The sequence below is a fragment of the Xanthomarina gelatinilytica genome (assembly GCF_000348685.1).
Classification (GTDB): domain Bacteria; phylum Bacteroidota; class Bacteroidia; order Flavobacteriales; family Flavobacteriaceae; genus Xanthomarina; species Xanthomarina gelatinilytica.
The window spans coordinates 808679-830224 of sequence record NZ_ANLA01000004.1 but is presented as its reverse complement, the minus strand read 5'-3'; the positions used below and the strand labels follow the sequence as shown (position 1 = coordinate 830224).

The window sequence follows — 21546 nt, the reverse complement described above, 5'->3', positions numbered from 1 at the left end:
AAATGCCTGTGAAATACTACTAACTTTCAAATTAAGGTGCTTCATGCAATATAACCACAGTGTTAATATTATTTTTTGTATCTTAACTTGTTGCAACCAATTAAAAATTAATACCATGAAGCAATCTATTTTATTACTTTTTCTGGTTTTTGGCTGTCATGTTTCTTTTTCACAAATAATTTTTGAGGATAATTTTGATGGTTCTGGTCCTGGCTTAGCAGGTTGGACTGTTATTGACAACGATGGACATACCATAAACGCTGGGATTTCGTTTATTACAAATGCTTGGGTAGAAATAGATAGGAATGACGCAAACGGGAATTTTGGTGGTCCTGCTGGAGATGTAGCAGCCATGAGTGGTTCTTGGTACACCAGTTTACAAACCTCTGACGATTGGATGATAACTCCAGCTATTAACATAAGTGCCAATAATGAGCTGGTTTGGGATGCAAAAGCCCAGGACGCTTCTTATCCTGATGGTTATGAAGTAAGGATTTCCACAACGGGAACCAATATCAATAGCGATTTTGATACTGTTTTATTTTCCACAAGTGCTGAAAATCCTGATTGGGTTAACAGAACAGTCGACCTTGCTTCTTACAATGGACAAACCGTATATATAGCATGGAGAAATAACAGTACAGATAAATTTGTTTTACTGGTTGACAATGTTTCCGTAGCTGTAAACAATTTAAATGTAGGCGAATATGAGGAACCTATTACCTACCAAATAGGTTGTGTAAACCATTATATATCCATTTACAATATTAACAGCGAAATTAATTACAAACTGTTATCTCTTACTGGACAAACATTACTGCAAGGCAAAACAACTCTGGAAACACACCAAATAGATGCTACAGGATTAGCTTCTGGTGTTTACATAATTGAAATTTATAACCCAGAAACCCAAGGCGTTTTTAGAAAGAAAATTGCTTTTTAATCCAGTTGTAAGATCATCATTTTGAGCTCCGTTAAAAAACCAACCGTTTTGGTTTATTGACATTTAGACTGCGTATAATGCAACACATGGCTTTTCAATAGTTTCTGTATGCTATCCCTTGTTTGCCAATTGCCCACAGGCTGCATCAATATCTTTTCCTCTGGACCTTCTTACTGTAACTGTAATGTTATGGGCTTCCAACATGGACACATACATGTCTATAGCTTGTGTATTGGCCTGTTGAAACTCGCCATCATCAATAGGATTGTATTCTATTAAATTAACTTTACTTGGTGCAAATTTGCAAAATGCAATTAAGGCATCTACATCTTTCTTTTTGTCGTTTATATCCTTCCATACCACATATTCGTAGGTAATTCTATTTTTGGTTTTGGCATACCAATATTCCAAAGCTTCCCGTAAATCGGCCAATGGAAAATTTTCATTAAAAGGCATGATGGAGGACCTCACTTCGTCAATAGCCGAATGAAGTGAAACGGCTAATTTAAACTTCACTTCATCGTCTGCCATTTTTTTTATCATTTTTGGCACACCAGAAGTGGACACGACAATTCGTTTGGGAGACATGCCCAAACCTTCATCTGAAGTTATTTTATCAATAGCTTTAAGCACATTGTTATAATTCATAAGAGGTTCTCCCATTCCCATGAATACAATATTGCTCAATGGCCTGTTGTGGTACAACCTACTTTCTTTATCTATGGCAACCACTTGGTCGAAAATTTCATCAGGATTTAAATTTCGCATGCGTTTTAGTCTGGCAGTGGCGCAAAACCTACAATCCAAACTACAACCTACCTGACTGGAAACACAGGCTGTTGTTCTGGTACTGGTTGGAATTAAAACCGATTCCACGATTAAACCATCATGCAAACGAACAGCATTTTTTATGGTTCCATCAGCACTTTTTTGCATGGTATCCACATGTATGTGGTTGATGACAAAATGATCTTCCAGCATTTGTCTGGTTTCTTTTGAAATATTTGTCATATCTTCAAAGGTGTGAGCTCCTTTATTCCACAACCATTCATAAACCTGATTGCCACGAAATGCTTGATCTCCTTCTTTTACAAAGAAATCACGTAATTGTTCTTTGCTTAAGGCTCGTATGTCTTTCTTTTTAGTTTCCATGTGTTTGCAAAAGTAATGAAAGGAATTTGGATTGATGACTTCCTCTTTTTAATTTGTTCAAGGATCTTAGGTAAAGCAAAAAAAAGCCTTGTAAAAACAAGGCCTTTTAATAGAATATTTGTAAAGTTAGATAATGAGCATGGCATCACCATAACTATAGAATTTATATTTTTCTTTTATGGCTTCTTCGTATGCCTTTTTAATAAAATCGTGACCAGCAAAGGCAGATACCATCATTAACAGTGTGGATTTTGGAGTATGGAAATTGGTAATCATGCTATTGGCTATACTGAAATCGTATGGTGGAAAAATAAATTTATTGGACCAACCATCAAATTCGTTTAAGGTACCACTGGAAGACACAGAGCTTTCTATGGCGCGCATGGCAGTGGTTCCTACAGCACATACACGTCTTTTGTTTTTAATACCTGTGTTTATGGTTTCTACTGCTTCTTTGTTGATAATTATTTCTTCACTATCCATTTTGTGTTTGGACAAATCTTCCACCTCAACTGGATTAAAAGTTCCTAAACCTACATGTAAAGTAACTTCTGCAAGGTTTACACCTTTAATTTCCAAACGCTTTAACAAATGTTTGGAAAAATGCAATCCAGCTGTTGGAGCTGCAACAGCTCCTTCGTTTTTAGCGAAAATGGTTTGGTAACGCTCTTCATCTTCTGGTTCCACCTCTCTTTTTATATATTTAGGTAGTGGTGTTTCTCCCAACTCCCTTAGCTTCACCCTAAAATCCCTATAAGATCCATCATATAAGAAACGTAAGGTTCTACCTCTGGAAGTGGTGTTGTCTATAACTTCTGCTACTAAAGATTCGCCTTCTCCAAAATATAATTTGTTTCCAATTCTAATTTTTCTTGCTGGATCTACCAATACATCCCAAAGACGTTGTTCTTCATTTAATTCCCTTAACAAAAACACTTCAATTCTTGCTCCAGTTTTTTCCTTGTTACCAAACAGTCTGGCAGGAAAAACCTTGGTGTTGTTAAGAATCATCACATCATCCTTATCAAAATAATCAATAAGATCTTTAAACATCTTATGCTCGATGGTTTGCTTTTCCCTGTTTAATACCATTAAACGGGATTCATCTCTATTTTCGGCTGGATATTCTGCTAATAATTCGTCTGGAAGGTTAAAATTAAAATGTGATAATTTCATTGTGTTCTATCAATTTTTAAATTAAAATGAAAGTGTTTTGTTTTTTACAAAGGTTGCAAATATACAATCTGAAAGTAGGCGTTGTCAAGTATTTAGCCAATTATTATTGAGATATTTGAAAACCGATGGTTTTTAAATCGTTCCAAAAACCTGGATAAGACTTAGAGACTACTTCGGCATCATTGATTATAAGTGAGGTTTTAAGCGCCAACGGAGCAAATGCCATAGCCATTCTATGGTCGTTATAAGTTGCTATGGCAACCTGACTTTTTAAATTATTTGAAGCTTTTAAATGTAAACTATTGGTTGTAATGGTTACCATACCTCCTAATTTTTCAATTTCGGTTTTAAGGGCAAGAAGTCTATCTGTTTCTTTAATTTTTAAGGTATGAAGTCCGGTTAGTAGGCATTCCAAGCCTAAAGCGAAACATGTTACTGTTATGGTTTGCGCAATATCTGGTGAATTTGACAAGTCTAATTCAATGATGGAAAGGTTATTTAGCTTTTCTACTTTTTGAAGGACAAGCCTATTGGTTTTAAAAGTGGTTTTTACTCCAAATTGCAGATAGATGTCTGCCAAAACAGCATCTCCTTGCAGAGAATGTGCTTTGTAGGATGACAAAGTGATTTTGGTTCCCACTTTGCTTAAAGCAATAATGCTATAAAAATAAGATGCTGATGACCAATCTGATTCAACTGTTGCTATTTGATTGTTGATTGCTGATTGTTGCTTGACCTTGATAGTTTGATCCTTAAAAGATGTTTCTATTCCTAAATCTTCAAGTAGCCTAAGCGTCATCTTAATATAAGGAACAGACGTGATGTTTCCCTCTAAAGTAAGCTCCAAGCCGTTTTCTAATTTAGGTGCAATCAACAATAAAGCAGAGATATATTGACTGCTTACATTGGCTTGAAGTGTCACTTTATTTTTTGTTGGGTTTGTTCCGTTTATTTTTAAAGGTGGAAATCCTTCCGTTTCCAAATAACTTATATCTGCACCAAGTTCCCTAAGAGCATCGACCAGTATTTTTATGGGTCTTTCCTTCATTCTATCTGATCCGGTTAATACCACTTCCCGACCTTTTTGAAAGGCAAAATAGGCTGTTAAAAAACGCATAGCTGTACCAGCATGATGAACATCCACAATATTGGAAGTAGACGATAATGCTTGAGACATGACACGAGTATCATCGGAATTTGATAAGTTCTCTATTTGGATATTGGAGTACAAAGCCTGTAACAACAACAACCTATTGGATTCGCTTTTGGAACCTGTGATTTTGATTTCAGATTGCAGATTGTTGATTGTTGATTGTTGAAGTAGGATATTCATTTAAAAAGACTCCTGCTGTCACAGGAATTTGCGTTATTTTAATTTGCTGTTGTTGTGGTGTCTGTCGTGATCGCGTTTGGTTTTTTTATCCATTTTTTTATCAAAAGCTGCTTGGAGGTCAATTCCTGTTTGGTTGGCGAGACATAGAACCACAAAAACAACATCTGCCAATTCTTCGCCTAAATCTTTGTCTTTATCGCTTTCCTTTTCACTTTGTTCGCCATAACGCCTGGCTATAATTCTGGCCACCTCTCCCACTTCTTCAGTTAATTGTGCCATGTTGGTTAATTCGTTAAAGTAACGAACACCATGCTCTTTAATCCAGGAATCAACTATCAACTGTGCATTTTTAATATCCATTGTTATGCTTTTTTAAGAACTATTTTCTCAGCTTGTTTATTTACTAATAATTCGAAAAACTGTTTAAATTGCTCATAATTTTCTGGTAAAATTAAGGTATTATTTAAATCTAACGTAATTATCATTTGTAGCATCGAACCGTTCTCTCTAATTAAATAAGTAAATTCTCCTTCTGTGCTATTATACTGTAACTTTTGGTTTTCTGGTAAAGATTCTACTTGAAATTCTTCAGGTAACATGATGTTTACCATATATTTTCTTGACGTTGGGTAATCTAAATCTATTGGGTAATTTCTTGTTTGAAGCTTAAAAGGTGTTTCTTTTATTTTTAAAAATAATAAAGGAGAAAAATAGTAGCTACCTCCTATTTCTTCTAAAGCTTCTTTTAGTTCATATTCATAAGATAAAAGTACAGGTTTTATAGGAATATTCAAATCTTCTACTTCAATATTAGATACTTGTAACAACCCATTTTCAGATTCAATTTCTTTAATCAAATCGTCTTTAGAATAACTTTCAAAGGTATTTCTGTATTTTAATGCACTATAGTCTGTGTATTGATTTCTAACTTTTCCTGTTGCTGATAAATCTGTATTAAGTTTAATATTTAAAGAAACTATTTCCTTAGAAGGCTCTTGAACAGATAAATTAATCCAGTCTGAACTACCATCTTTTCGTATTAATCTTCCTTGCCAATTTAAAGCTTTTACTGGTAATACGTTGAGGCTTGTGAAATTTCTAGAAGCGTCTAAAAGTACCAGACCTTCTTTTAATTTAACAGCGCAAATAACATAATTAAAACCACTTCTTGTTGGAAATACTGGAATACCATTATCTTTTGTGCTCACTAAAACAGGATTTGCATCTAGTCCAGCTTCACGCAACATAGCATTTAAAATCAAATTGATATCTGCCACATTTCCAACACCTTGCTTATAAGCTTGCCTTACGCCTAAATCTGAGTAATACCCATGAAGTCCGTTCCATTTTACTTTGGTTTTTACAAAATTGAAAATATTATAGGTTTGTTCTATTGGGTTTGTTGCGCCTGCAATGGCAGAACTTAAATCATCACTAAAATAACCTGATTTTTTTAATTGCTCTCCAAAATCATTACTTTCATAAATTGTTTTTGTTACTTTTTCCCAATTGGTTGTAAAATTACGTCTCACTTGATCTGGATAATGAATGGAACTTAAATCCATTTTCATGATGGCTCTATAATTATCAATATTAGACACATGAGTTTCGTTTTTTATAGCTGGAATGTTAACTAAATTAGCAGTTGTTATATTTTCTCTATACTTCCATTCATTTTTACTAAAATCTGAACGAGTTCCTCTTGTTGGATTATGAGATATTTTTGTTTGCATTTCACCAGACAGAAAAACCGTAGTTTCTTTATAAGTTTCATTTAATTTAGGGTAGTAAGCTGCCTTAACATTTGGATATTTGGCATAGTTATAAAACTCTGGTGTTGACATTTTAAAATCTAATTTTCTAATTGGAATTTCTTGTTGAAACTCAATATCATCTATTCTAATTAGTTCTGATTCAATTGTATATTTATATTCAATAACACAACCTTCTTTAATATTTGGCATGGTGAATTTAGTATATAACCAATATCTATTAGTTTCTTCTTCAAAAATACCATCGCTTTTTAATTTATCATCTATTATTTTATTCCCTTCTAAGTTATATGTATATGCTTTAAATCCTGTTAAACTTTCTTTTAATTCATTAGATTCATTATAAAGTTTAATGGATTTGGTTGCCTGGTCAAAACCTTCTTTATTATAGATTTTTATTCGTTCATGAATCTCATTTTTCTGAACAAAGCCTTTGCTTTCTATATATTCGAATTTAATTTCTTGACTTCTATATAAAACGGTTGCATTGGCTTCTGAATCTGTAGGATCTGATGTTTCCTGAAGTTCCCCTTTGCTTACTTTTCCAAATTTATAATCTTGGGCAGTTGCGATTTTCAACGCAAATACAAATATGAATAATAATAAATATTTCATAGGTTAAGTTTTGGTGTTTAGTACGATTTTAGAGTTATCGTGTTTTTTAATACTTAAGAGGAACTCTCTAAACTCATGGTAATCTTCTTTAGAATAAGAACCTTTATTAAGTATTAATTCACGCCTATAGTTTATAACATTATTGGAGGTTGTGATGTTTAAATTATATGAGCCAAACTTGTTTTGAATTGATACAGGCTCGTTCTTAGCTTCCACATGTAAGTTGTTAGAAAGCTTAATCCTATAGGTGTCAAGATCTGTAAATCCCCTTTCTATTACAAAAGGTAATTTTCTGTTTTTATACCTTGGAGGCACCATGGTTATTTTATTAAACACATTAGGCTGAAATAAGAATCTGCTACCTGCCTTAGAGGTATAATTAGGAATTTTAACTTTGATGTCTTCTGTAAAAACAATACTGTCTTTATCGTTACTGAAAGCCATTTTTAGAATTTCAAGATTATTTAAATCTTTCCAAAAATTATTTTTGTAATATAATTCCTGTTCTTTTATTGTTTTGTTTTGTATGCCTTCATGATCACCATATTGCGCTCCTTTAGATTGAATGTTAACATCTGCTAGAATAGCTCCGTTTTCATCTAAAAAAACTTCAGCATCTATCTTTTGAATATTTTCTTCAGTGGCATATACCTTTGTACGTACAATTTTACCTCCTTCTGGTGTAATTATTAAAGCATCTCTATCATCGGTAAAATTTGCAGTATACCCAAACGGATTGGTTTGACTAGTACATTCCAGCCAGATATAATCGTTATTATTAGGCAAGCATAAAATAGCGTGATTCCCTTGAGTTGCCGAAAAATCTTTATCTATATCAATAAGTTTATCATCTCCATAAATAATGGTGTAATAAGAAGCCACACCAACTTCTTTTAATAAGGCTTGTGTATAATTGGTTAAGGCCTTACAATCGCCATAAGCTAACTTATCTACGTCTTCAGCATCCATTGGTTTCCACCCACCTATTCCAACTTGCACACTTACATAGCGTGTTTTATTCTGCATATACTCATAAACAATTTTAGCTTTTTCCATATCTGTATTAACAGTTGCAGTAAGTTGTTTAATGGTGTTTTTTACATTTTGAGGTAGTTCTTGAGTTCCGTTTATCAAGTTGTTGTTCATCCATAATCCAAAATCCACCCAATTGTTATTAACGCCTTTAACGCCTTCCATTTCAAATTTAGTTAAAGCTGCTTTTAAAAAAGGTGCATAAGTACTAAAATCTGGACTGAATGACTCTGGCTCTATTGATTTTAAGTTTTTGGCTATAAAATGATAATCACTAAGCCTTTTGATGTTATAATCTTTAAAATTTGAAGTTTTAACTTTTACGGATATATCAGAAGAATTTGAGATTTTATATTCAGCATTTTCGGTACTTATATAAAATCCTTCTATTGGTCTCCAACTTGGTATAAAAGCTGTGGAATTGTAAACAACTTCTGTCTCAAAGAGGACGGTATAAGGATAATTAATTGGGGTATATTCTAAATACTTTACACGACTGTCTGAATACAACGTACCACCAGGTACTGCACTTACGTCTTTAAACTCGTTCTTTTTAATCTTTTTGATTTCTTTTCCAAGTGAATTATAAATTCGCACTTCAAGATCTTGGATTTTTATGTTATCATCGTAATGTTGAAATGCACCAATTTTATAATCTCCTTCTTTATTAAGAACTGTGATGATACGTTTATTAGTAAACACGAATTTATCATAGTCAATAACGTTTATATGTGTATAATCAGACCTAACAACTGCATTCGATTTTATTCTAAGCTCTAAAGGGATGGTATTTACATTAAATAAATTATCATCCTGTGCTGTTATTTGTGTATAAATTAGTGAGGAGAGAACTAAAAGTATAATTCTTATCATGTAGGCACTTTATTTCTCTGTTTCAAAAATAGACTTATTTTTCAAAAAACAAAGCTTTCAATAAAATTAATTGATTTATTCTTTATTTTTAGTATCAATGATTATGGTTACTGGTCCATCGTTTAAAAGTTCCACTTTCATATCTGCACCAAACTCACCTGTCTGTACACTCTTCCCTAAGTCTGACTCCAATTGTTTTACAAAGTTTTCGTAGATTGGTATTGCTGTATCTGGCTTGGCTGCTTTTATATAACTGGGTCTATTGCCTTTTTTTGTACTTGCATGAAGTGTAAACTGACTTACAACTATGACTTCCCCATCAACCTCTTGCAATGATTGATTCATCACACCATTCTTGTCGTTAAAAATCCTGAGGTTAGCAATTTTATTGGACAACCATGAAATGTCTTCCTGAGTATCATCTTCAATAATACCCAATAATACCAACAAGCCCTTGTTTATATTGGCAACCTGTTTAGCATTAATAGTAACACAGGCTTTTGAAACTCTTTGAATTACAGCTTTCATACCTTATTCTTTATCCCAACTATCCGTTCTATAATGTTCATCTTCACCTTCCAGAATTTGAATGTAACTTCTATATCTGGAATAGGCTATCTCATCTTTATCCAAGGCTTCTTTTACAGCACATTTTGGTTCGTCCACATGAATACAATTATGAAATTTGCATTCCTGTTTGAGTTTAAAAAACTCAGGAAAATAATCGCCTACCTCAGCCTTATCCATATCTACAACCCCAAAACCTTTAATTCCAGGTGTATCAATAATTTTAGCTCCAAAACTTAAATCAAACATTTCAGCGAAAGTCGTGGTGTGCTGTCCTTGCATATGCTGATTGGAAATGGCTTTTGTTTTCAAGTCCAATTCTGGCTCAATAGTGTTTATTAAGGTAGATTTTCCAACTCCAGAATGACCAGCAAACATGCTTACCTTATCTTGCATTAAGGCCTTAACCTTATCGATATTTTTACCAGTAGCAGCCGAAATTCCAATACATTCATAACCTATTTGCCTATATATATGAGCTAAATACCTAACTTCATTAAGGGTCTCTTCTTGATAGGTGTCTATTTTATTGAACAGTAAAATGGTTTTAATGGAATAGGCTTCTGCTGTAACCAAAAACCGATCGATAAAACTTGTAAATGTTGGTGGATTATCAATGGTAATCAATAAAAACACTTGATCGATGTTTGATGCAATAATGTGTGTTTGCTTTGATAAATTAACCGATTTTCTAACAATATAATTCTTTCTATCGTGAATATGGGTCACAATACCAACGGTTTCTTCGTTATTGGTTGTATCCAAATCAAAATCCACACGATCTCCAACAGCTATGGGATTGGTGCTTTTAATGCCTTGTATCCTGAACTTTCCTTTGATTCGGCATTGATAAGTGGCACCAAAATCTGTTTTAACAGTGTACCAACTTCCTGTAGATTTATATACAATTCCTGTCATTATTACAAAGATGCAATATTAATTAATAATGTAAAACTTATCGTTGATAAAAGACCTTTCAGGATGACTCAAGACCATTGAGGTTTTAGAAACCTTAATGGTGGGAAAACACTTTTATTTGTTAATAATCTTTTCCTGATGATTGATGGACTCCTGGTGTATGGCTTTGAAAAGCCTTAAAATAAATTCTTCGCTTAAGTTTTTCTCTTCTCCTTGAAGAATCATTTTACCAAGTATCTCGTTCCAACGTTTGGTTTGTAAAACGGCCACATTATGTGCTTTTTTTAAAGCTCCTATATCATCGGCAATCTTCATGCGTTTTCCTAACATTTCAATAAATTGATGGTCTATAACATCTATTTGCGTTCTTAAGGTGTTTATTTTGTTTTTAAATTCTGCAGCTTCACCTATCTCTTTTCTTATACGTAAATCTTTTGTGTACTGAATAAGCGTGTTTGGTGTGATTTGCTGGGACGCATCACTCCAAGCCTTATCAGGTTGGTGATGTGTTTCTATCATTAAGCCATCATAATTCAAATCGAGAGCCGTTTGGCATAAATCGAAAATAATATCCCTACGTCCAGCTATATGCGAAGGATCTAAAATAAGTGGCAAGTCTGGAAACCTGTTTTGTAAATCGATTGGTAATTGCCATTCTGGATTGTTTCTATACCTGGTTTTTTCATAGGTTGAAAAACCTCTGTGGATCACTCCCAGATTATTGATTCCTGAGGCGTAAAAACGCTCTACAGCTCCCAACCACAAAGCCAAATCTGGATTTACAGGGTTTTTCACCAACACTATTTTGTCGGTTCCTTTTAAAGCTTCTGCAATTTCCTGAACTATAAACGGACTGACCGTTGTTCTGGCACCAATCCACAACACATCTACATCATGTTGCAGCGCCAAATCCACATGAGTGGCATTGGCAACTTCTGTGGCTGTTAACAAGCCTGTTTCTTCTTTGGCTTTTTGCAACCACTTTAAGCCCAAGGCTCCTACTCCTTCAAAATTTCCAGGTCGTGTTCTTGGTTTCCAGATTCCTGCTCTTAAAACTGTTGTATCACTATCCTTCAATTGATGGGCTATATTTAAAACCTGTTCTTCAGTCTCTGCGCTACAAGGTCCTGCAATAACCAATGGATGCTCTAACCCGAAGGCATTTAACCAGTGTCTTAATTCTTTTTTGTTTTCCATAATACTTTTTAAAATTCCATAAAACAAATTCCAAACTTATCTATACAATTCCGGCTTTTTTGATGTTTGGGAATTTGCTTAGTGCTTACTTATTTTATTCCGTTTAATATGTCTTTTATATGGTTTGTGTTTTCCATATCCTTAAAAATGGCATCAAAATTATCGGTTTGCATAAACTCCTTAAATTTAACAAGATTGTTTATATACTCATCTAAAGTTTCAATAACATTAACTTTATTTTGTTTGAAAATGGGTGTCCACATATGTGGTGAACTTTTCGCCAATCTTACTGTTGAAGCAAAGCCACTTCCTGCCAAATCGAAAATATCACGTTCGTTTTTTTCTTTCTCAATAACTGTTTTCCCTAACATAAAAGCACTTATATGGGATAAATGCGATACATAAGCTATGTGTTTGTCATGGGCTTCCGGATTCATATAACGCATGTTCATTCCCATAATCTTGAAAATGGTTAAAGCGCGCTCTTGCAATTTAAAAGCTGTTTTTTCTATTTCGCAAATGATGTTTGTTTTGTTCATGAACAAACCTTCCACAGCAGCTTTTGGTCCCGAAAATTCAGTTCCTGCAATAGGGTGTGTGGCTAAAAAATTTCTCCTTTTTGGATGTTTCGCTACTGCTTTGCAAATGCTTGCTTTGGTGGAACCGGAATCTATTACCAAGGTATCCTCTGAAACAACATCCAAAATATGTGGCAACAAGGTTTCTGTTGCATCTACAGGAATGGAAACAATCACCAAATCAGCATGTTTTAAATCTTCGAAATTTGCTTTTTTATCAATTAGTTTTAAAGTTAATGCTTCTTGTAAATGGGTTTCGTTTGCATCAATTCCATGAATTGAAATCCCTGGATTCAATTTTTTAACATCTTTGGCAATGCTACCTCCAATTAAACCAACTCCTATTATGTATATGTTTCTCATATTTTTTGTCTTTTAAAGACATCTTCACTTATGGAAGATTTGTAATTTAAACCTGCAAGTCCCGACGCTTGGGGATTACAACCATGCAGGATATTTATAGCCTCGCAATGGCTTCTTCAATAACATCTGTGGTTGCACAAAGTGAAAACCTAACATAGCCTTCTCCTTGGCTTCCAAAAACAGTCCCTGGAGCTATAAAAATGTTTTTTTCTTTTAACAATAAATCAATAAACTCCTCTGATGTAAACAAGTCTGGAACTTTTGCCCAAACAAACAATCCAGTTGCTTTTTTATCATACCTGCAGTTTAAGCTATCTGCCAGCTGCCAGATGAGTTTTCGTCTTTCCCGATAAACTTGATTTAAACTGGCATACCATAATTTGGAGCACCTTAAGGCTTCTATGGCTCCTTTTTGAATACCGTAAAACATGCCAGAATCCATATTGCTTTTTACTTTTAAAACATGATTGATGTAGTCTGATTTCCCTAAAACCATCCCAACTCTCCAACCAGACATATTAAAGGTTTTACTTAAAGAGTTCAGCTCCAAACAAACGTCTTTTGCTCCTGGAATACTCAAGATACTTTTAGGGGAATCGTTTAAAATAAAACCATACGGATTATCATTCACAATTAAAATACGATGCCGTTTCGCAAAGGCAATCAATCTTGTAAAAAAAGCTTCGGTCGCAATGGCTCCTGTTGGCATATGAGGATAATTCACCCACATCATTTTTACCTTGGATAAGTCTTGACTTTCTAATACTTCCAAATCTGGCATCCAATTATTTGTTTCGTTTAAATTGTAAAATACTGGCTTTGCACCAAGTAATTTTGTTACAGAAGCATAGGTTGGATATCCTGGATTTGGAATAAGCACTTGATCTCCATGATTTAAAAAAGCCATGGAAATGTGCATAATGCCCTCTTTGCTTCCCATTAATGGCAAGACTTCAGTAGTTGGGCTTAAATACACCTGAAACTGGTCTCTATAAAAAGAGACAATGGCTTCGCGAAGTTCCGGCAAACCTTGATAGCTTTGATATTGGTTTGCCTGTATGGCTTCAAAACTTTTGCCCAAGGCTGTAATGACACTCTGTGGTGGTTGAAGGTCTGGGCTTCCAATGCCCAAATTAATGATTGGTTTGCCATTGGCTTCCAACAGCCTAACTTCCCGAAGTTTTTTCGAAAAGTAGTATTCTTCAATGCTTTGCAATCTTTTTGCAGCTTCAATCATGGTTTTGCTTTTTTATATTCTCCTAATATTTTAAAATCTTCAGTCATGATTTCCATAATGGAAATTGCTTTTTTATAATCTTCATACACATCAAATGTCACATCAATAAAAAAAGCGTATTTCCATGGTGTTTCCATTTTTGGTAAAGATTGTATTTTGGTTAAGTTCAATTTACAATCGCTCATTACATTCAACATGGCTGCCAAACTGCCTCTTTTATGTTCTAATTCGAATTTTATAGATGCTTTGTTGATTTCTTCTTCTGAGATTTCATGATTTTCTTTTTTAACAATTACAAAGCGTGTTTCGTTATGTTTTATGGTTTGAATGCTTTCGGCAAGAATGTTCAAGTTAAATAGTTCTGAAGCCAATTTACTTGCTATGGCCGCAACCCCTTTGATGTTTTTACTTTGAATACGCTGTGCCACTTCAGCTGTATCTTTATCTTCAACCAGTTTAATGTGCGGGTGTTTTTTAAAGAATTCCTTGCATTGCAACAAAGCCATAGGATGTGAATAAACTTCAACAATATCGTTGATATCCTGATTTGGCAAAGCCATTAAATGATGTTGTACATCTAAATAATGTTCGCCAACTATGTGTAAATTATGGTTATCAATTAAAGCATAATTTGGAATAATAGATCCTGCAATCGAGTTTTCCAAAGCCATAACTACAGCATCTGTTTGGTCTAAAATGAGACTTTGCACAGCCTCATCGAAAGTTAAACACTCTTTTACAGTTACTTGATTTTCAAAATATTGCTGAGATACAATATGATGAAAAGACCCTTTGACTCCCTGTATGGCAACTGTTTTTATCAAACCTATGTTTTTTATTTTAATTTTTTCGCAAAAAAAAAGTCCCGATTTATATCGAGACTTTTTAACATATATTATTAATCTTTACATATACATATATAGGGTCTCGTTTCTTCTGCTAAAAAAGAAATAATACCAGTTATAATATGTAAAATGCGTAGTTGTTTTCATGTGCTTATTTTACGGCTAAAATTTGCCACTTGAAACAGCTTTATAATCATTCCTTTGGATGTTAAGCTCTTTAGCTTGACTGTTTCATAATGCGGCAGCTAATGTAAGCAATAATTTGAAAAAACAAAATGGAAAGACTTTTTTTTAATTGAAATCGTTTACGAATTAGTTATTTTTACAAAAAATCTAAGCGTTTTATGTCTATAGAAGTTGCAAACATCTCAAAAATTTACGGTTCTCAAAGGGCGTTGAACAACATATCCTTTAAGGTGAACAAGCCAGAAATTGTTGGTTTTTTAGGTCCCAATGGCGCAGGAAAATCGACCATGATGAAAATTCTAACCACTTATATTGAGGCTTCTGAAGGACAAGCTAAAGTGAACAACTTTGATGTAAATACCAACCAACAGAAGGTACAGCAAAGTGTAGGGTATTTGCCGGAACACAATCCGTTGTATTTGGAACAGTATGTAAGGGAATATTTAGCCTTTAACGCTCAAGTTTATGGCGTAACCAAAGAACGTATAGAAGAAGTGATACAGCTTACTGGTTTAACACCTGAAAGTCACAAAAAAATAGGCCAGCTCTCTAAAGGCTACAGACAACGGGTAGGTTTTGCCAATGCGCTTTTGCACAATCCAGATGTGCTGATTTTAGATGAACCTACCACTGGATTGGACCCAAACCAATTGGTAGACATTAGGAACCTGATTAAAAGTATTGGAAAAGAAAAAACTGTTTTTCTTTCCACACACATCATGCAAGAAGTTGAAGCCATGTGCGATCGAGTGATTATTATTAACAAAGGTGAAATTGTAGCCGATAAGAAATTAAAAGAACTTCGTGAAGGTCAGGAACAAATAGTGGTTGTGGAATTTGATTACAGGGTTGAAGATGCCTTTTTATTGAACTTGCCAAAAGTAAAACAGGTTGTAAATACGCACGACTTTATTTATGAAATCACCTTTTCCACTACAGAAGACATGCGTTCCCATGTGTTTGATTTTGCACATGACAATCAGTTGAAAATTTTGCAGTTGAATCAGAAAAACATGAGTTTGGAAAACTTGTTTCGGGAGTTGACGAAGTAAGTTTTTTTCTAGCAAAGACGCAAAGTTGTAAAGGTCTAAAACTTTAATGTTTGACCAACAGTACTGATTGGAGCCTAAGCTATTGCAATTTTGTTTTTGGGGTTTGATTACCTCTAAGCAGTCAATGATTTTTTTTTCAACTTAATCAAAAATAAGTTCTCCTGTGTATAATTGTTCCACATCAACAATTGGTGGCTGGTTTTTGGAAATTACATCTCCTGTACCACGTAATTCCCCTTCTAAAGAAAGTTGTGGGTTTACAATTATGTCGTTACTCCCTCTATGGGACACATTTACTTCTTGAGCGATTAACTGAGCTCCTTCAAAACGTCCAGCTCCAGAATAAAAACCTATATGCAGTTTGTTGGTATCTCCAGAAATGTAAAAAGAAGACAGATTATTTGAAGTGATTCTCAACATGTTTGTATTGACACGCAATCTAAAATCTCCCATAGTGAAAGCACCTTCAGAATTAAAATCTTCTGAAAACAATCTTAAATCTGTATAATTCAAAACGCCATCGGAAGATATGTCGAACTGTGTGGAACTTCTTATATCGGTAATATTTGGAGCCGAAACATAAATTTTAGTTGGCTCGTAATCCCGTACAAAATTACATGTATTGTTATCTGTTAATCGCAATTGATTATCTACAACTACCACCTCTACATCATTCATTAAGTTTTCTCCTGTTTCAATTAAAACATGGGTTTCTGGTGCTTCTTTAAGTATGAGTTCTATGTTTCGGTTAATTAGAATTTTTTCAAAATCGTCCACAACCACTTCCTTTTGAATGATGTTTCCGGTTTTTTGAAAACAATCGTTCGCATCCTCGCTATCGCAAGCAAGAAAACAAGTAAAAACAAATAGGTACAGTATTTTTTTCATTTATTTACAATCTAATTCCTACTCCAAACTCAACAGCTTCGGCTTTGGCTCCATGAGACTTTAAAGTAATGGCACCAAATATTTTTTCACCAAAATAACGTTTTACCCCTATTCTTAAGTAGGTTCTCCCTTCAAAATCAAATGGATAATACACATAATAACCAAATTGTGTGACCAAAGACATTTTATTGATGAACAATTCGTGACCAGCAAACACACCCACACGCTTGTAATCTTCATCTCCCGAAACATGTTCTTCAGGAAAGGCAACGGATTTATAGTAAATCAGTTCTTTTAAAAACATAGAGAAGAACACATCTGTCCCTAACTGCACAGCACTTTTATGCGACAAACGCTTATCGGCATAAGCCGAGAGGATATAAAATGGAAATTGCCCACTTCCTATCACATCACTTTCATTGATACCACTTCTAAAAACCACATTGTATTTTATGGGTTGCGTGAATTTTTCTTTGGTAAGCGTTTCAATAAAATCTGGGTCTGTTTCATCTAAATTATATGTAACGCCTACATTGAAGGCAATGGTGTTTACACTGGTATTTGGCGCTTTTACATTGGCATTGGAATAATGTAAAAGTGAAAAACCGGCTTGCACGCCAAACCTATCAAACAAACGTTCTTTTTTGTAATTTAGAATTAAATAAGTGGCACTTAAAATGGTAGAACCAAAAGCCACGTTTTTATGGTTATCCTCTTTATCGTAAGGATTTGTATTATAAGCCAAGCCTTGACCTATACGCAACATTAAATTCCGTTTTAAAAAATAAAAATTATAATGGGCATAAAGGGAATAATTGTTGCCCAAAACATTGTTTTTTAAATCTTGATATGCAAAAGACAGGCCCCAATCTGGATAGCCATAGCGTTGTTCCCAATCCTTTTCCCCAAAGGTTTTTTTGTTCCAACTCAGGATAACACCCTCTGGATGTCCTTGTATTAAATGAAGAATATCATTATTGTGCAAGGCAATGTTGCCAGTAAAATAATTAATATCAAAATAGGATTTGCTTTGCTTCTCTTGCGAAAAACCAAATGCAAAACACAGACACATCAAGCAGGTTAGTAATAGCCTCATTTATATTATTTGTGAAGCAAAAATAGCAGAATATTTAAAATACCTGCGATGCTATGGCTTTTATATTGTCACTTTTTCCCATGGAATAGTAATGAAGCACAGGAATTCCTGCTTTTTGTAGTTCTTTGGATTGCTGGACACACCACTCAATGCCCAATTGTCTTACCTGTTCATTGTTTTGACATTTCACAACCTCTAAAATTAAGTCTTCAGGTAAATCCACATGAAAACGATGAGGAATTAAATTAAGTTGTTTTTTGGTTGCTATGGGTTTCAACCCTGGAACTATTGGAACTGTGATGCTTTCTCTTCTACATTTTTCAACAAATTCAAAGTACCTATTATTATCAAAAAACATTTGGGTTACAATGTATTGGGCACCATTTTTTATTTTCTTTTTTAAGAAATGGATGTCGCTATCCAAACTTGGAGCTTCCATGTGCTTTTCTGGATAAGCTGCAACGCCAACGCAGAAATTTGTACAAGATGAATTAAGCAGGTCTTCATCCAAATAGGTGCCTTTGTTCAAATCTGAAATTTGGGTCACCAATTCACTTGCATAATGATGCCCTTCTTTTTCAGCTTTAAAATAGGTTTCGGTTTTTACGGCATCACCACGTAAGGCCATGACATTGTCAATCCCCAAAAAGTCTAAATCTATCAAAAAGTTTTCGGTATCTTCTTTTGTAAATCCACCACACAAAATATGCGGAATGGCATCTACACGATATTTATTTTGAATGGCTGCACAAATTCCAACCGTTCCAGGTCTTTTTTTAACCACCTTTTTTTGCAGCAAACCATTCTCGAGCTCTTTATACACATATTCTTCACGATGATAGGTCACATCAATAAATGGTGGTTTAAATTCCATTAACGGATCGATATTATCGAATATGGATTGCACGTTTTGTCCTTTTAAAGGAGGTAAAATCTCGAATGAAAACAAGGTGTTTCCATTGGCGTTTTTTATGTGCTCTGTTACTTTCATATTTAATCTGCTAAATTAGGACGCAACCATTTTTCTGCTTCGGCTTCTGTAACACCTCTTCGTATGGCATAATCTTTTACTTGATCTTGATTAATTTTACCTAATCCAAAATATTTTGCTTCCGGATTTGCAAAATAGTATCCACTAACACTGGCTGCTGGCCACATGGCCAAACTTTCTGTAAGTTCAACTCCAATGTTTTCTTTTACCTTCAACAATTCCCAGATCGTCTTTTTTTCCAAATGATCTGGACACGCTGGATAGCCTGGAGCCGGACGAATGCCTTTGTAATTTTCTTTAATTAAATCTTCGTTTGTTAAACTTTCGTCTTGCACATAATTCCAGTAATTTGTTCTTACTTCTTTATGTAAATATTCTGCAAATGCTTCTGCCAACCTATCTGCCAAGGCTTTAATCATAATGGCATTATAATCGTCATGCTGCTTTTCGAATTCCTTGGCTAGTTCTTCCGTTCCAAAACCTGTACTTACACAAAAGCAACCCAAATAGTCTTGGATTCCTGTTTCTTTTGGTGCGATAAAATCGGCTAAGGCCAAGTTTGGTTTTCCTGCTGCTTTTTTGGATTGCTGACGAAGGGTTAGGAATTTATAATTCTGAATTCTGAATTCTGAATTCTGAATTTCAATATCATCATCATTGACTGAGTTTGCTGGAAATAATCCGAAAACAGCATTAGCTTTCAGAAGTTTTTCATCGAAAATACGATTGAGCAAAACTTTGGCATCATTAAATAACTCCTTGGCTTGTTCTCCAACAACGTCATCTTCCAAAATATCTGGGTAACGACCATGTAAATTCCAACTCCTAAAAAATGGAGACCAATCGATAAAGTCTTCTAATTTTTTTAAATCGAAATCTTCAAGAATCTGAACTCCTAATTGCTTTGGTTTTACAATTTCTGAGGTATTCCAATCTATTTGAAATTTGTTTTTTCTGGCTTCTGCTATGGATAGATACTCTTTTTGTTTGGTTCGTTTTAAAAACTGTTCTCTAAAACCATCGTACTCTTTTTTTATTTGCTCTTTAAAAACACCATTGTCTTTTTGCAACAAATTCCCAACCACTGTAACTGCTCGGGAGGCATCGTTAATATGCACCACAGTTTCGCTATAGTTTGGAGCAATTTTTACAGACGTATGCGCTCTGGACGTGGTGGCACCTCCAATGATTAAAGGAATATCTAAATTTTTCTTTTCCATTTCTTGTGACACATAAGCCATTTCGTCCAGAGAAGGTGTAATCAACCCACTTAAACCAATAATATCTACCTTTTCGGCAATGGCAGCTTCAATAATTTTTTCTGGTGGCACCATGACGCCTAAATCGATGATTTCGTAATTGTTACAACCTAAAACCACACTTACAATGTTTTTTCCAATATCATGCACATCACCTTTTACCGTTGCCATTAAAATTTTGCCTGCCGATGAAGCTTTTCCATCCTTTTCGGCTTCAATAAAGGGTTGTAAATAAGCAACTGCTTTTTTCATAACCCTTGCCGATTTCACTACTTGAGGTAAGAACATTTTTCCACTTCCAAAGAGGTCTCCAACCACATTCATACCTATCATTAAATGGCCTTCAATCACTTCAATTGGCTTTGAGACTGATAAACGTGCTTCCTCTACATCTTCTATTATAAAGTTGTCGATGCCCTTTACTAAAGCATGTGTGATTCTGTCTTGAAGGCTATGGTTTCTCCATTCTTGTAGTACGGACAAGTCGCGACTTGTCCCTTCGCGACTTGTCCGTACGCGACTTGCGTGCACTGATTCAGCAAAATCCAGCAATCGTTCTGTGGCATCATCACGTCTATCAAAAAACACATCTTCAACCAACTCTAACAATTGGTTATCAATCTCATCATAAACCTCTAACATGGCAGGATTGACGATGCCTAAATTCATTCCGTGTTGAATGGCATGATATAAAAAAGAAGCGTGCATGGCTTCGCGAACTGTATCATTTCCCCTAAAGGAAAAAGACACATTACTTACGCCTCCTGACACATTTGCATAAGGTAGATTCTCCCGAATCCATTTGGTAGCCATGAAAAAATCCAAAGCATTTTTCCTATGCGCTTCCATACCTGTTGCCACAGGAAAAATATTGGGATCGAAAATAATGTCTTGTGGTGGAAAGTTAACTCGGTTAACCAAAATATCATAAGATCGTTTACAAATATCTATGCGACGCTGGTAAGTATCGGCTTGACCAACCTCATCAAAAGCCATGACAATGACAGCTGCTCCATAACGCTTTACCAATTTTGCATGATGAATAAATTCAGCCTCTCCTTCTTTTAAACTAATCGAATTCACAACCGATTTCCCCTGAACCACTTTCAATCCGGCTTCAATAATCTCCCATTTGGAACTATCAATCATAATAGGAATTCGAGCAATATCAGGTTCTGATGCAATAAGGTTTAAAAATTTGGTCATGGCATATTTACCATCTAGCATGCCTTCATCCATATTCACATCAAGGATTTGTGCACCTCCTTCCACTTGATGTCTTGCAACCTCCAAAGCTTCGTTATAATCCCCTTCTTTAATTAATCGAAGAAATTTTCTAGAACCTGTTACATTGGTTCGCTCACCAACATTAATAAAGTTGCTTTCAGGAGTTACAACCAAAGGTTCTAAACCAGACAGAGTTAAATACTTTTGGTATTTGGTGTTTGATGTTTGGTGTTTAGTATCACTCAT

General features: G+C 34.6%; 18 protein-coding genes. 2 read left to right on the top strand and 16 right to left on the bottom strand.

Annotated features, from left to right (window positions below; all coding sequences use genetic code 11):
- Positions 1–115: 115 nt before the first annotated feature.
- On the top strand, positions 116–943 hold the full coding sequence (locus tag D778_RS04365; protein WP_007648031.1) for a T9SS-dependent choice-of-anchor J family protein: 828 nt from the start codon (positions 116–118) through the stop codon (positions 941–943).
- A 111-nt stretch (positions 944–1054) separates the two neighbouring features.
- Here the strand turns inward: D778_RS04365 and rlmN are convergent, their stop codons facing one another.
- From rlmN to D778_RS04305, 12 genes are all read right to left on the bottom strand, one after another.
- Positions 1055–2095: a dual-specificity RNA methyltransferase RlmN gene (gene rlmN, locus D778_RS04360; protein WP_007648030.1), complete on the bottom strand. Its 1041-nt coding sequence runs from the start codon at positions 2093–2095 to the stop codon at positions 1055–1057.
- 126 nt (positions 2096–2221) lie between these two features.
- Positions 2222–3271 carry a tRNA preQ1(34) S-adenosylmethionine ribosyltransferase-isomerase QueA gene (gene queA, locus D778_RS04355; protein ID WP_007648029.1) on the bottom strand — a complete coding sequence of 350 codons (1050 nt, stop codon included), beginning with the start codon at positions 3269–3271 and terminating at the stop codon, positions 2222–2224.
- A gap of 103 nt (positions 3272–3374) precedes the next feature.
- Positions 3375–4604: a 3-phosphoshikimate 1-carboxyvinyltransferase gene (gene aroA / locus D778_RS04350; RefSeq protein ID WP_007648028.1), complete on the bottom strand. Its 1230-nt coding sequence runs from the start codon at positions 4602–4604 to the stop codon at positions 3375–3377.
- Between the two features lie 33 nt (positions 4605–4637).
- Complete coding sequence (locus D778_RS04345; protein WP_007648027.1) at positions 4638–4964, bottom strand: nucleotide pyrophosphohydrolase; 327 nt, start codon at positions 4962–4964, stop codon at positions 4638–4640.
- A 2-nt stretch (positions 4965–4966) separates the two neighbouring features.
- The gene (locus D778_RS04340) at positions 4967–6991 is read right to left on the bottom strand and encodes a transglutaminase domain-containing protein (RefSeq protein ID WP_007648026.1); all 2025 of its coding nucleotides are present in this window, start codon (positions 6989–6991) and stop codon (positions 4967–4969) included.
- A gap of 3 nt (positions 6992–6994) precedes the next feature.
- Positions 6995–8896, bottom strand: coding sequence for a DUF3857 domain-containing protein (locus tag D778_RS04335; protein WP_040491368.1), 1902 nt, complete (start codon positions 8894–8896; stop codon positions 6995–6997).
- 75 nt (positions 8897–8971) lie between these two features.
- Positions 8972–9424 (bottom strand): D-aminoacyl-tRNA deacylase, encoded by a 453-nt coding sequence (gene dtd, locus D778_RS04330; RefSeq protein ID WP_007648024.1) that lies wholly within the window; start codon positions 9422–9424, stop codon positions 8972–8974.
- A gap of 3 nt (positions 9425–9427) precedes the next feature.
- The gene (gene rsgA / locus D778_RS04325) at positions 9428–10381 is read right to left on the bottom strand and encodes a ribosome small subunit-dependent GTPase A (protein ID WP_007648023.1); all 954 of its coding nucleotides are present in this window, start codon (positions 10379–10381) and stop codon (positions 9428–9430) included.
- A gap of 114 nt (positions 10382–10495) precedes the next feature.
- Complete coding sequence (locus tag D778_RS04320) at positions 10496–11578, bottom strand: bifunctional 3-deoxy-7-phosphoheptulonate synthase/chorismate mutase type II (protein ID WP_007648022.1); 1083 nt, start codon at positions 11576–11578, stop codon at positions 10496–10498.
- Between the two features lie 89 nt (positions 11579–11667).
- Positions 11668–12519: a prephenate dehydrogenase gene (locus tag D778_RS04315; protein ID WP_007648021.1), complete on the bottom strand. Its 852-nt coding sequence runs from the start codon at positions 12517–12519 to the stop codon at positions 11668–11670.
- 94 nt (positions 12520–12613) lie between these two features.
- Positions 12614–13756 carry a pyridoxal phosphate-dependent aminotransferase gene (locus tag D778_RS04310; RefSeq protein ID WP_007648020.1) on the bottom strand — a complete coding sequence of 381 codons (1143 nt, stop codon included), beginning with the start codon at positions 13754–13756 and terminating at the stop codon, positions 12614–12616.
- The gene (locus D778_RS04305) at positions 13753–14580 is read right to left on the bottom strand and encodes a prephenate dehydratase (RefSeq protein WP_007648019.1); all 828 of its coding nucleotides are present in this window, start codon (positions 14578–14580) and stop codon (positions 13753–13755) included. Before D778_RS04305 ends, D778_RS04310 begins: the two co-directional genes overlap by 4 nt.
- Before the next feature lie 365 nt (positions 14581–14945).
- On the opposite strand from D778_RS04305, the gene gldA reads away from it, so the two are divergent.
- Positions 14946–15839 (top strand): gliding motility-associated ABC transporter ATP-binding subunit GldA, encoded by an 894-nt coding sequence (gldA, locus tag D778_RS04300; protein WP_007648018.1) that lies wholly within the window; start codon positions 14946–14948, stop codon positions 15837–15839.
- Between the two features lie 141 nt (positions 15840–15980).
- Here gldA and D778_RS04295 read toward each other — a convergent pair whose 3' ends face one another.
- From D778_RS04295 to metH, 4 genes are read right to left on the bottom strand one after another with little or no spacing between them, the layout of a single operon-like run.
- Positions 15981–16727: a head GIN domain-containing protein gene (locus tag D778_RS04295; protein WP_007648017.1), complete on the bottom strand. Its 747-nt coding sequence runs from the start codon at positions 16725–16727 to the stop codon at positions 15981–15983.
- A gap of 4 nt (positions 16728–16731) precedes the next feature.
- Entirely contained in the window at positions 16732–17823 is a 1092-nt protein-coding gene (locus D778_RS04290) for an acyloxyacyl hydrolase (RefSeq protein WP_040491365.1), read from the bottom strand.
- A 34-nt stretch (positions 17824–17857) separates the two neighbouring features.
- A complete protein-coding gene (gene metF / locus D778_RS04285; protein WP_007648015.1) occupies positions 17858–18814 on the bottom strand; it encodes a methylenetetrahydrofolate reductase [NAD(P)H] in 957 nt (318 codons plus the stop codon).
- A gap of 2 nt (positions 18815–18816) precedes the next feature.
- Positions 18817–21546 (bottom strand): methionine synthase, encoded by a 2730-nt coding sequence (metH, locus tag D778_RS04280; RefSeq protein WP_007648014.1) that lies wholly within the window; start codon positions 21544–21546, stop codon positions 18817–18819.